Genomic DNA, 13,436 nt, shown 5'->3' on the forward strand with positions numbered 1-13,436 from the left:
GCATAATTATTCCTTTTATAGAAATAGTAAAGCTTCCGTTGTTTGATTGACTAGAGCACCCTTTTTTAGCAGAATACCGTATCTTTGTATACTAGGACTTGGTCCTTTTCATTTGGCACAGTATGGATATCGAACAAATTCTAACGGCAATCTACCCGCTACCTGAACCCTCACTCACTGCTTTAAAGCACTTGTGTAGTGAGTTGCACCTGCCTAAAGGGCATATCTTACTTGAAGCAGATCGCATCGAACACAATATCTACTTTATCAAGCAAGGCGTTGTACGCGCCTTCTCCACACATGAAGAAGGCGAGATTACCTTTTGGTTTGGGGAAGAAGGTAGCACCATTCTCTCGATGAATAACTACGTTGAAAACAGAAAGAGTTATGAAAGCATTGAGCTCCTGGTTGACTGTGAACTATATCAAGTGAACTTCAACGAATTAAGCCAGTATTACCTTACCGATATTCACATTGCTAACTTTGGGCGAAAATTGGCAGAAAAAGAACTGATGCGCGTTGAAAAACGCATTATATCGCGAGATTTACTCTCTGCAACAGAGCGATACAAAGAACTAATTACCAATTTTCCAACCATAATTCAACGCGTTCCCTTAAAATACATCGCCTCTTACTTAGGCATTACCCAAGTGAGTCTAAGTCGAATACGCAAAGATGTTTAACCTTGTGGATTGCATAATTGCTAAAATTATCTTATCGCTAAGGTGTTCGCCTGATCTTTACTTATCTTTAGGGTGATTATTACAACACACTATGAATAAAATTAAAGTTGTTGCATTTGATGCAGACGATACGCTTTGGGTTAACGAACCTTTTTTTAGAGAAGCAGAACAACAGTTTTGTATTCTATTGGAAGACTATTTAACTCACCAAAGCATTTCACAGATTCTCTTTAAAACACAAGTAGATAATTTACCTCTTTATGGCTACGGCATTAAAGGGTTTACCCTATCGATGATTGAGGCGGCGGAAATTATTTCCAAAGGAACACTAAACATTAAGATTATTGATAAAATTGTCAAGATAGGAAAGGAACTCCTGACCAAACCCGTGGAGTTACTAGATGATGTAGAGGAAATTCTTCAAGGACTTCAAGCTGATTACCGCTTGGTTGTAGCCACAAAAGGCGACTTGAAAGACCAACACCGCAAGCTACACAAATCGGGTTTAGGCCCCTACTTCCATCACATTGAAGTCATGACAGATAAGGAAGAAGTCGATTATGAAAAATTGCTCAAGCGACTTGACATACAAGCGGAAGAATTTATCATGATTGGCAATTCGCTTCGTTCCGATGTATTACCTGTATTAGCTTTAGGCGGTCACGCCGTTCACGTGCCTTTTCACACCACTTGGCTACACGAGCACATCGACCATGCTGTGGTTCATCCAAATTTTAAGTCTATAAAAAAACTATCGGAAATTAAAGCCTTCCTTTAGGTTTTCTTGGATGAAATCGTACCTTTATTCACACCTAAAACATAAACATTAAATAAAAAACCTATGAAAACACGTTTGTTTACTTTAGCCTTGCTCCTAACTTCGGGTTTAGTGCTAACAAGCTGTAAAGAACAAGTCAAAGAAAATTCTACTGAAACGCCTACAGCAGTGGAAAATACTCAAGAAACGACAGAAACAACAGCCGATACAAAGCTGATTGACCTAACGTTTGCGTCGGAAGGCTATGCAACAAGAGAAGCAGGTTCTGACTGGGTAAAAGTAAACCTAAAAAGCACTTCACCTGATCAAGTAACAATTGTCGTTAGCTCACGTGAGGACATCAAAAAACCAACTTGTTCGCTAGAAACAGTGGCAACTAAGGTAGCAGACAACACCTACCAGGCAGTGTTACAAAACAGTCAGGTAAACTTTTCGCTTGGCGAAGGACAATTAACCATTGACACAGTAAACGAAAGCGACCGAGGGGTATTGTCATTCTACTGCTCAGGGGGTGGTTCTTTACAAGGTACTTATACTGCTGTTGACTAAGGCATCAACCGGTTGGACATCGATTAATACTATACAAAAAAAGGAAACCGCTGTGGTTTCCTTTTTTCTTTCTTTTTCTTTGCATTTTTTCTACCTAAAAACGGTAGCCTACATAAACACCAATATTTTGGTTGTATATTTTGAAGTCATTTGCTCCAGTATTTTCTTCTACGCCAAACGTATTCGAATTGTCAAAAATAGAAGCAAATCCACGGGTGTATTGCGCCCCTATTAGTAAACCAAATTTAAATTGGTACTCAATCCCTGCAGTCAAGCCATAATCCATTTTTTGCAAGTATTTACTATCCTCTTGATCGTCTTCTGTCGATCCAAAAATGCCGTGATCTTTATAGGTTTTTCCATTTTCATCTACGGCTGTAATAGAGGAGTACAACAGCATATTAATATAAGGTCCTGCATATACTTGTAGACCTCCAATTTTAAAAGTAGGACTGATAGGGTTTAAACGCAAGCTGTGCATTTCAAGGGTGGCATCAAACGTATGATCCTCCAATTCACGCTTGAAATCCGCTCCGTAATTTTGGTAATACAATTCGTGTTTCAAACCAAAATAAGTTCCAATGCTATTGTCAACACTTACTCCTACAAAAAAGGAATTGCGTTGGTCAATAGTTCCATCGACTGCTAAGTCTTTTACGTCATCTCCTTTGAGCGTAGACTGTAACCATCCTGCTTTAACACTAAAAGAAGTTTTTCCTTTTAGATCTTCATTCAAGTCCTGTGCTTTCACCGAAAGCCCAGTTAATACTAGTAAACTGAATATAATGTGTTTCATACTACTTCTCCTTAAAAATCAATATCCCAGATTCCAACTGCTTTCTCTAACTCCACCAATGCTTCTGCATAACCAAATAGGGTTTCAGCATAAGCTTGTTGGATCTCATTATAAGTGCGTTGGGCGTCCAACACTTCCAATAAACTACTTGCCCCGCGTTGGTAGCTGTATTTAATTCCTTCAAACACTTGTTTTGCTTCCTCTAACATCCCGTTTTCAAAACGGTAAATTTGCTTTTGCTTGGTCAAATAATTGCGATACGCTTGGTTAATTTCTTTTTCTAATTCTAACTCGATGATATCGTATTCCAACTCTGCTTGTCTTTCCTCATACAAGGCAGTTTTCAGACCAGCATCTCGGCGGTTCGAAAACTTTAAAGGGATGGACACTCCTGCTTTTACCACAGTATTCCCTGGGGTTGGTGCAACGGCATTTTTTACAAAGGAATTGTTTTCAACACCTAGATTTAATCCTAAATCAATCACACGTTCGGCACGAGCTAAAGCCACTTGCCTCCCTGCTACCACTTTATTTTGTTGGGCAACCAAATAATCAGCACGATTATTTTGTGCGGTTACAATTAAATCTTCCAAGGCAAACAAGCGCACAAACTGACTAAAATCACCCGTTGGTAAGTAAACACTATCTTGACGTGAAGCACTGATAATGTTGCGCACTTCCATCAAGCTATTTTCCCAAGTGTCATCCGCATCGTGTAAATCATTCAGCATCGACTTTGCCTCCAATTTACTTTGAATGGCATCAACCTTACTGATTTGCCCTAGCGAATAGCGAATACTATCCGACTTGGCCACTTGCAACATGGATTCATACGAATCTTTTTGAATATCGTACAACATTTTATTTTGCATGGCTTCTAAAAAGGCAATGGTCGATGCTGCACGCAAGGTGTGGAAGAATTCTTGTAGTTCTAGCTCGGCCAATACTTTCTGATCGCGTGCAAGGTTTTTTCTCGCTTTTCGCTTACCACCAAGTTCGAGATCCCAGGACAATTCAGCTTCAAACCCATAGCCCAGCTGCATGCGTTTCTGTTGGTTATCAGCCCAACCGAAACTCAACTCTGGATCGGGAAAGGCTTTAGCCGCTTGTACTTCCGCCTCTGCAATACTGATGTTGTATTTTTCTGCTGCATAGCTCAGGTTGTTTTCTATCATCTTAGATAAAAACTCCTTATACGTTAGCGTCTGTTTATTTGTAGCTTGCTCTGTATGCCCATCTTGAGCATACAAAACACCGCTACACATTATAGACATAACACTTATACTGATATATTTTTTAAACATATTCATCTCCATGTTAGTTTTCTTCTGTTTCTTCTACTTTGACAAAGTCACTGTCTTTTCCCCATTTGCGCTCTACGAGATAGTACAAAGCAGGCAATACGAAAAGCGTTAAAATCGTGGCGAACAATAGACCATAAACGATCACTGTCGCTAGAGGTCGTTGCACATCTGAACCGATTCCCGTTGCCATAGAGGCTGGAAACAAGCCCAAAATAGCTACTGTTGCCGTCATTAATACGGGTCTGAATCGCTGTTCTGCTCCAAGCAACACGGCTTCTAGCAACACGTGTCCTCGTTTTCGCAAATCGTTGATATGAGAAATCATAATCACCCCATTTTGAATGGCTACACCAAATAGTGCAATAAAACCAACCGCAGAGGATACATTCAAAGACATGCCTCTAATGTTCAAGGCTAGCATTCCTCCAAAAAGGGCTAGAGGTACAACAACCATCAACAACCCTGCCTGTCTAAATTGTCCAAAAGCACCATAGAGTAAGACAAACATCAAACACAAGGTCAACGGCACGATGATCGCTAAACGATTGTATGCACGGTGCTGGTTTTCAAACTGTCCTCCCCACTCAATGTGGAACTTGTTGTGATCATAGGTGATGTTTTCCTCAATTTTTTGCTGTGCTTCTTTCAATAAAGACCCCAAATCGCGATTACGCACATTCAATTTTACAGTCAAATGACGTCTATTCATCTCACGTGTAATCGTACTTTCACCTGTACTTGTCTTGACATCGGCCACTTGAGATAGCGGTATTTTTGCTCCTGTACTTGACGTCAACATCAAATTGGCAATCTTTTCTGGAGTATTTCTACTTTCTTCTGTATAACGTGCGCTGATATCATAGACTTTATTTCCAATAAAGATTTGCGAAATGGCCTTTCCTCCGATCGCTACTTCAATGAGCTCAGCTACATCGGCAACATTTAATCCATATTGTGCAATTTTATCTCGATTCGCATGGATTTGCAATTGCGGTAAAGGTGGCTCTTGGTCAATGGCTAAATCTACTGCTCCATCTACTGTTTTCAATGTACCTAACACCTCACTGGCGATGCGTCTAGTTTCGTGAAAATCCTCTCCATATACTTTGACTACTAGCTCACTGTGCGCCCCTGAAATTTTATCCATTACTCCATCGATCATTGGTTGAGCAAAACCAACCGTAAATCCAGGTAAAGACTCATATTCTGCTGCTAACTCTTCGATTAAATCGTTTTTCGTTTTGCCTCTTGGCCATTCTTTATACGGTTTAATTCCGATTGAACACTCGAAATGAGAAGGAGTGAAAGGATCCGTTCCATCGTCATTTCTCCCTGCTTGAACCATAACGTAAGTTACTTCCTCATATTTCATGGTACGCGCTCTCAACGTATCACTCATTTCTTTGGATTTCTCCAACGAAATTCCCGGTGGCAACGTTACTTGTAACCAAATGGATCCTTCATCCAAAGGCGGTAAGAAATCTTTTCCAACCTTAGCAGTCAATCCAATGGTAATTGCCAATACAACCAAAATAGGGAAGAAGACTTGTTTTGGCTTTTTCATAATCTTCTCAATGCGATTATGATACAAGCCCGTTAGTTTTTCCAACCATTTGTTGTGGTATATTTTGCGTGGTTTTTTATACACAGCATAGGCTAATCCTGGGATTAAGAACAAGGCTACCAAAAGCGCACCGAGTAAAGCAAAGCCAACGGTAAAAGCCATTGGGGTAAACAGTTTCTTCTCAACGCGCTCAAAAGCAAATAGCGGTAAATAGGCTGTGATAATAATAATCGTAGCGAAAAATACTGGTTTTGCCACTTCTTTGGTTCGTTGGGCAATGGATTTTTCCTTGAGTTCCTCCTCCGGATTGTCTTCCCGTTTCTTGAGAATGGATTCCATCATTACAATGGCTCCATCGACAATAATACCAAAATCAATGGCTCCTAATGATAATAAGTTGGCAGGAATATCTGTAAAATGCATCAAAATAAAGGCAAATAACAGGGATACAGGAATGGTAATTGCTACCAATAACGCCCCTCTCCAACTACCTAAGAAAACAATCAATACGATGATAACTAAACTAATCCCTTCAATTAAAGTCGTCGATACGGTATGTAACGTCGTGTCTACTAATTCTGTACGGTCTAGGAAGGTATGAATCTTCACCCCTTCTGGCAATAGTTCATTATTTAATTCATCGACATATTGATGAATTTTTTCTAGTACAATAGAAGGATTCTCCCCTTTTAACAAGAGTACAATTCCCTCAATACTGTCAGAGTAATTGCGCTCTTTATCCGAATAGCCTAAAATACCTTTGCGCTCTACATTTCCATATTTTAATCGACCTAAATCTTTTAAGAAAATAGGAATTCCATTTTCGGCTTTTACGACGATTTTGCCTAAATCTTCTAAATCCTTTACCAATCCAATTCCACGTACCACATAGCCCAAATCTCCACGGGTAAGTACACTCCCTCCTGAATTAACGTTATTTTCTTCAATGGTTTCTGTAACATCACTTAGTGAAAGGTCGTATTGTTCTAATTTATGTGGATCTAATTCAATTTGAAATTGTGTGGTGATTCCTCCAAAATTGGTTACCTCAGCTACACCTGAAACTTGATTCAGTTTAGGAATAATAATAAAGTTCTGAATATCCGTTAGCTCGCGTAAACTATAGCCATCTCCTTCGATAATATAGCGGTATACTTCTCCGATTGGCGAGGTTAACGGGTCTAATTCGGGAATGGCATCATAGGGCAATTCCACGCCATTGAGTCGTTCTTGGATACGTTGACGGGCAAAGTAATCGTCTACTCCATCTTCAAAAACGATGGTAATCATCGAAAGTCCGAAGGTACTATTACTACGCATCACGTGCATACCTGGCATTCCGTTTAGCGCACGCTCAATCGGAATGGTAATTTGCAATTCTATTTCTTCTGCTGCTAAACCTGGTACTTGCGTAACTACTTGAGAGGTTGTATCTGCAATATCTGGATAGGCTTCAATAGAAAGTTGTTTCCATGAATAATACCCAAAAATACACAGTAAGCCAAACAAAGCAGCAACAAGCCATCTTTTGTGTATAGCTGTATCTATTATTGATTTTTTCATTTTTTGCTGTTTTATTGGATTACTACAGTTGTGGTAAATAAATACCTCCTTCACTCACTACTTTATCTCCTTTTTCTAAACCGGATAAAATAACAGTTTGATTGCCAGAAACCCCTCCAATGACAACATTTTTACGGGTGTATTCATTTGGCGCTACCTCCACAAAGACAAAAGAATCGTCTTCTCCTTGTAAAACAGCACGTGAAGGCACGAGGATTACTTTTTCAGGTTGGTCGATAAAACGCACATTCACATACATACCTGGCTTTAAAATGCGGTTGTTATTGTCTGCCTCGATTAAAACATCTATACTTCTCGTTTCTTCATCTACAATTTCATTTACATGATAGATCGTTCCCACAATCGGTTGATCGGGATAAGCTGCCAATTCAATTTGCACTTTATTCAATTTGGTTAAGTGTTGGATATCTTTTTCTTTCACTTTCCCCACAATCCATATTTTGTTTAATGCTGCAATTTTTACTACGGGATCTGCATCGTCATTGATGTATTGCCCTAGTACAATATTGTTTTCTAAAATCTCCCCTTCAATGGGTGAACGAACAATAAGCGGTTGTCCTAAAGCCAAAGATCCCGGTTGTACATTGTATATCTTGATTGCTGCTGTTGCATTGTCAAATGCCGCTTTAGCTATCGAATTTTCAGTTTCTGCTTCCTCATACTCTTGGCGAACTCCAACGCCATTTTCCAACAAATCCGCTTGTCTTTTTAGGTTTAAAGACGCTTGTTTATATTCTTGTTTAGAATCAAAGTAATCTTTTTGTGCTTCGAAATAATCAGGGGAAGAAACCTCAAATAAAGGTTGATTTATACCTACTTTTTGCCCCAATTTGATAAATGATTTGACAATTCTTCCGGAGAAGGGAGAAGCGATTTCCGCATAATGGTTTGGTATGGCTTTTACTAAACCCGCAGTTACTAGATCAAACGTGAAGTCTTCTTCTGCGACTTCCGCAACTTTAATTCTGCTTTTCAGATTTGAATTTTCTGTTAAGGAAATCACTTGATTATTCACTTGGTATTGTGTAACATCACTGGTTTGTTCCTTCTTTTCAGAGCAAAAACTCAATAAGATACTCAAGCTCAAAACTCCTGCTATTTGTACTTTTTTTGCCATTATGATTGTTTTAAATTTTTACGTTCTAATATTCTCTTAATTTACGAAATTTTACCCCATATTTTTAAATATAAAAATAAAACATTACGTTTATTTAACAATTAAAATAATTATCCCTTATCCATAGGGGGTTAAATCACAGCGGAAACGCCATTTTTTCATTTTGTTTATTTTTATAGCGTTTGAAACGCCTTTGTTTTACTAATGCAAATCGAACATATAAGCAGCTAATCCAAAGTAGAGTAATAAGCCAATAATATTAACGATCGTTCGAATTGCGGGGCTTGCTACAACTGCAGGATCAGCTCCCATTTTTTTAACGAGTAAGGGTAAAGCAGCTCCAATGACAGTAGAAAAAATAACTTGTAAAAACAAGGCTACTGCGATTACACCACCAATTGCCCACAGCGTAAATGTTGCTGGAGTTTCCGTTTCCCAACTAAGAAAAACGACTTTGCCAAAAGCGAGTAAACCTAAACACAGGGCCAATAAAAGCGCAATTCTCATTTCTTTCCACAACACACTCATCCACGACTTCACCGTTATTTGTCCCAAAGCCAAAGCACGTACGACAACCGTTGCGGATTGACTACCTGCATTACCTCCTGAATCTGCCACCATTGGCATATACAAGGCGAGAATAACCATTTGAGCCAGGGCTCCTTCAAAATTGTGAATGATTAAACCCGAAACTAACCCTACAATGGCTAAGGTTACCAGCCAAAAAACGCGTTTTTTAAAGTGTTCTACAATAGAAGTTTCTGCATAATCTGCATCTTCACTGCTTCCCATCACCCCCATAAACTTTTGCATATCTTCCGTGTGTTCCGCCTGAATAATATCCAGTGCATCATCATGGGTAACAATACCGACCACTTGTTTTTTTCGATTGAGAATGGGCAGTGCCACTAATTCGTACTTGTCAATCTTGGCCGCCACTACTTCGCTATCTTCATCGACATAACCAAAAACAAAATCGCGGTGTAATTCTTCTTCAACCAATTGATGAGGTTCGGCAATAATTAAATCTTTCAAGGTGATAAATCCCAATAGCGTTTGGTCTTCATTCACCACATAGATATAGTAAATTGTCTTTTTAGACGGTGCATCTTGTCTTACTTTGTGAATGGCTTCAAAACAGGTCATATCTTTCGATACAGTAGCAAAATCGGTGCTCATGATTCCCCCTGCAGTATCTTCAGGATAGGAACTCAAAGCCAATACATTTTCTCGGACTTGTTTAGTCAAAAAAGGCAACAGATCAATTTGTTCTTGTTGGGTTAAAATCTGGAATAAATCAGCGCGATCTTCTGAGGGCATTTGCTCAAATAATCGAGCAAAGCGCTTCATACTCAACTGCTGAAAAATGGAAAGTTGTTTTACCAAAGGAAAGGCCGCAAATATTTCAGCTTGATGTTCCAATGGAAATTCCCTCAAAATGACAAATAATTCTTTGGTATCCATCAAAGACAACGCCTCACTCACATCGATAATAGGCATCTTCTTTAATACAGGAAGCATTTTAATCATTTGATCTAAACCTTGAAAATCTGCTGCTATTTTATGCAAATTACTGCGTTCATACTTCATTGTTCTCATGACATTCCACTTTTAAAGATTAATAGGTAATTAATTCCCAAGAAACTTCTGACACGCCAAATTCCAAAGAAACTTTTTGTGTAATTTGTTCTAAAATATCGTCTTTACGTCCGATGCAGTACACCTCAAACTTGAGGTATGAAAAAGCGGGATTTCCATTATCCGAGCTTTTTAACGAACGCATTTGCAATTCTTTTTGCGCTTTGAGGTGTTTGAGCACCATAACACGTATATCATTTTCTACTTGTTCTTTACATCCTACAATGATCTCATAAAACACTTCTGCTGAATCACTTTCTGTCTCGAAAGACATTTTATTCATTAAACTACCTATTGGACGCAACAGCAAGTGAGCAGAAACAATTAATATCGTCATTACAAGGGCCTCTTTCCACAACCCTACTCCACACATAGAGCCAACTGAAGCTGAGCACCAAATAGTCGCTGCGGTATTCAACCCACGGATGCTAAATCCATCCTTCATAATCACTCCCGCTCCTAGGAAACCAATTCCACTTACAACATAAGAAGCTACACGTCCTACAGCAGTTCCGCCTATTTGGTAAGACATCAATACAAATCCTGCTGCTCCAATACACACCAAGGTATTGGTTCTCAACCCTGCACTTTTTTGTCTTACTTGACGCTCAGCGCCAATTAATGCTCCTAAAATAAAAGCAAGTAATAATCTTGAAATAAATACTGTAATTGCCATAACTTCATTTTTTTCTCCTACATTCTGAATACTTCTTCGTTATAAACAATTAGCAGGAGGATTAACATTCTTTAGTTAAAAAGGATTCTGTGTCCATCATTTATTTTTTTTGATGGGACAAAAGTAGAGGTTACAAGCACTGGAGGCTATTAGAAAGTCTTTAGAAAAAAATTAGAATTCTATTAGAAAAAAAAACGCTTGCAAAATTGCAAGCGCTTTTATTATAATCGAATGGTAAACGTCGTTCCTTCTCCTACTTTAGATACGACCTGTAGTGAACCTTTATGCAGGTTAATAATCTTATTGGTCAATGGAAGTCCAATACCATTCCCTTCCTTATAAGTTTGATTTTTTCCGCGATAGAAAGGGATAAAAATAGAATCCAAATCTTCTTCTGCAATTCCAATTCCCTTGTCGATCACCTCAATAACCAATCGATAATCACGGTAAGAAATTTGAATTGTACAGGCTTTATTTTCCGAAAATTTACAAGCATTTTCCAAGAGATTGACTAAAGCTACCTCCAATAAATACGGATTGGCATTGACAATCATCATTTCCTCATTGGTTACGGATTCATCAACTACGAAATTGAATTTATACGAGGCATCCATTTTTTGCAATTTCTGACACGCATCAATAATCACCTCATCTACGCGAATAGATTTAAATACAATTTCCGTTGGATCATAACTCGCTTTGGCAAAATCCAACAGGCTATTAGATAAACGCACAATTTTTTGGGAATCGTTGAGTGCATTTTCAAGGGTTTGAATATAGTAAGCTTGGTCTTGTTCTTTACTTAGGGCCAATTCCAATTCTGCAATAATAGCCGCCAAAGGCGTTCTCAACTCATGGGATATATTGGAAACAAATTGTTTTTGCGAATCGAAAGAGTTTTCTAGACGATTGAGCATTTCATTAAAGGTATCCGCTAAAGCTCCAAGTTCATCTTTATTTTTTTCTGTACTAATACGCAAATCTAAATTAGTAGCCGTAATTTTATTTACCTCATTGTTCATTTTGGTAATGGGTAACAGCACTTTATCAGCAAAAAACAGTCCTACAGAATAGATGACTAGCAGCGAAATCACCACTAATACGACAATGGTTACAAAGAGATTTTGCAGCTTATTATAACCATATTCATCGTAAGCTGTTGCTGTGATCACATAGTCTTGATCAGCAAAGGTATAGGTAACTCCAATCACTTGCCAATCTTCTTGTGTATAGTGTAAACTTCCCTTGGCAATAATGGACTGAATCATTTCTTTTGTTTCCTTTACTCGGTCAATTTCTACTGCATCGTGATACAGCAAATTAAATCCATAATCGTAAACCGCTACTTCTACTTCGTTGATAATTTCACTGTTATTGAGGTAAATTTTGTGTAAGGTTGTCGGTTTAACTTGAGCCTCCAAAAACAACTTAGCCTTGGTAATGGCTTCTTTTTCTAATTCTTCATAAAATTCAACTTCTCTACTTTTGGAAGAGGACCAATAGATCACACTAGCAAACACCAATAAAATAGAGGCAACCAGCAAGGTAAACAGCAGGGTAAGTCTCGTTTTAATTCTCATTATTCTTCAATATGAAGCCCATTCCTGATTTGGTATGGATCAGCTTGTTATGGACATCTAACTCTATTTTCTTTCTCAAATAATTGATATACACATCAATAAAATTCGTTCCTGTGTCGAAATGCGTATCCCAAACCTTTTCAGAAATCTCTGCCCGTGATAAGACGCGTTCTGGATTTTCCATCATATACTGTATCAGATTAAATTCTTTCGGAGTAAGGTGTATCTCTTGTCCCGCGCGTTTAAACTTCTTTTGATTCAAATCAATTTCTAAATCGGCATATTTTAAGGTAGCGCTATTGGTTTCTTTTGCATGTTCAAAGCGTTTGAGTAGTGCTCGAATACGAACATAGAGTTCTCTTAATTCAAAGGGTTTAACTAAATAATCATCTGCGCCTGCATCAAATCCTTCTACTTTATCATCTGTCGTTCCCAAAGCGGTCAGCATAATAATAGGGGTATTAGGCAAGGTTTGTTTGAGTTCTTTACACAAATCAATCCCATTAATCTTGGGCAGAATCACATCCGTAATAATTAATTGGTACTTTTTCTGTAGGGCTAATTTCTTTCCCATATACCCATCATAGGCAACATCTACTGTAAAGTTTTGATCTTGTAAGCTCCGTTGAAGCAATTCAGCAACGCGAATATCGTCTTCTATTACTAATATTTGACTCAAAAGATTATCCATTTTAATTAATCTTGAGCAAGATAAGTCTTTTTTGGAAAAACAGAGGTTATTTATCCTGTAAAACAACCTCTACTTCCCTTTTCACCCTACTTTAGTTTACTAAAAAAGCAGTTCAGAAACGACAATTTCCGTGATGTATCGCTTCTTATTTTCTTTATCCTCATAGGAGCGATTGACTAATTTTCCTTCAATAGCGACCTCTTTACCTTTAACCACATACTTCTCGGCAATATTGGCTAATTTTCCCCATACCACAACATTGTGCCATTGCACATGTTCGACTTTCTCCCCTTTATCGTTGAAATAAAATTCATTAATTGCAATAGAGAATGTAGCTCTTTTTTTTTCTGATCCAAAAACAATAATTTCTGCATCTTGTCCTGCTCGTCCGATTAATTGAACGCGATTTCGTAATGAACTCATAATATACCTGCCTTTTAAATTAAAAATAAACTAGTGATGTTTTTAGCAAAAAA

General features: G+C 38.2%; 12 protein-coding genes. 3 read left to right on the plus strand and 9 right to left on the minus strand.

Annotation, left to right across the window (positions count from 1 at the left end; genetic code table 11):
* The first annotated feature begins 122 nt into the window (after positions 1-122).
* The 3 genes from H4K35_RS02535 (at position 123) to H4K35_RS02545 (ending at position 2,010) form a co-directional block, all read left to right on the plus strand.
* Positions 123-683 carry a Crp/Fnr family transcriptional regulator gene (locus tag H4K35_RS02535; protein ID WP_182625820.1) on the plus strand — a complete coding sequence of 187 codons (561 nt, stop codon included), beginning with the start codon at positions 123-125 and terminating at the stop codon, positions 681-683.
* Between the two features lie 91 nt (positions 684-774).
* Complete coding sequence (locus H4K35_RS02540; protein ID WP_182625821.1) at positions 775-1,461, plus strand: HAD family hydrolase; 687 nt, start codon at positions 775-777, stop codon at positions 1,459-1,461.
* A 63-nt stretch (positions 1,462-1,524) separates the two neighbouring features.
* Positions 1,525-2,010: a hypothetical protein gene (locus H4K35_RS02545; protein WP_182625822.1), complete on the plus strand. Its 486-nt coding sequence runs from the start codon at positions 1,525-1,527 to the stop codon at positions 2,008-2,010.
* A gap of 94 nt (positions 2,011-2,104) precedes the next feature.
* On the opposite strand, the gene H4K35_RS02550 is transcribed toward H4K35_RS02545, so the two are convergent.
* From H4K35_RS02550 to H4K35_RS02590, 9 genes are all read right to left on the minus strand, one after another.
* Positions 2,105-2,806: an outer membrane beta-barrel protein gene (locus H4K35_RS02550; protein WP_182625823.1), complete on the minus strand. Its 702-nt coding sequence runs from the start codon at positions 2,804-2,806 to the stop codon at positions 2,105-2,107.
* Positions 2,807-2,817: 11 nt separating this feature from the next.
* Positions 2,818-4,080: a TolC family protein gene (locus H4K35_RS02555; protein WP_255492341.1), complete on the minus strand. Its 1,263-nt coding sequence runs from the start codon at positions 4,078-4,080 to the stop codon at positions 2,818-2,820.
* A 43-nt stretch (positions 4,081-4,123) separates the two neighbouring features.
* Positions 4,124-7,237, minus strand: coding sequence for an efflux RND transporter permease subunit (locus H4K35_RS02560; protein WP_182625825.1), 3,114 nt, complete (start codon positions 7,235-7,237; stop codon positions 4,124-4,126).
* 22 nt (positions 7,238-7,259) lie between these two features.
* On the minus strand, positions 7,260-8,375 hold the full coding sequence (locus H4K35_RS02565) for an efflux RND transporter periplasmic adaptor subunit (RefSeq protein WP_182625826.1): 1,116 nt from the start codon (positions 8,373-8,375) through the stop codon (positions 7,260-7,262).
* Between the two features lie 201 nt (positions 8,376-8,576).
* Complete coding sequence (mgtE, locus tag H4K35_RS02570; RefSeq protein WP_182625827.1) at positions 8,577-9,974, minus strand: magnesium transporter; 1,398 nt, start codon at positions 9,972-9,974, stop codon at positions 8,577-8,579.
* A 19-nt stretch (positions 9,975-9,993) separates the two neighbouring features.
* On the minus strand, positions 9,994-10,689 hold the full coding sequence (locus H4K35_RS02575) for an MgtC/SapB family protein (protein WP_182625828.1): 696 nt from the start codon (positions 10,687-10,689) through the stop codon (positions 9,994-9,996).
* 221 nt (positions 10,690-10,910) lie between these two features.
* Positions 10,911-12,269: a HAMP domain-containing sensor histidine kinase gene (locus H4K35_RS02580; RefSeq protein ID WP_182625829.1), complete on the minus strand. Its 1,359-nt coding sequence runs from the start codon at positions 12,267-12,269 to the stop codon at positions 10,911-10,913.
* Entirely contained in the window at positions 12,259-12,960 is a 702-nt protein-coding gene (locus H4K35_RS02585) for a response regulator transcription factor (protein WP_182625830.1), read from the minus strand. Before H4K35_RS02585 ends, H4K35_RS02580 begins: the two co-directional genes overlap by 11 nt.
* A gap of 99 nt (positions 12,961-13,059) precedes the next feature.
* The gene (locus H4K35_RS02590) at positions 13,060-13,383 is read right to left on the minus strand and encodes a single-stranded DNA-binding protein (RefSeq protein ID WP_182625831.1); all 324 of its coding nucleotides are present in this window, start codon (positions 13,381-13,383) and stop codon (positions 13,060-13,062) included.
* Positions 13,384-13,436: the final 53 nt, after the last annotated feature.

The sequence above is a fragment of the Myroides sp. NP-2 genome, assembly GCF_014145665.1.
Taxonomy (GTDB): Bacteria; Bacteroidota; Bacteroidia; order Flavobacteriales; family Flavobacteriaceae; genus Flavobacterium.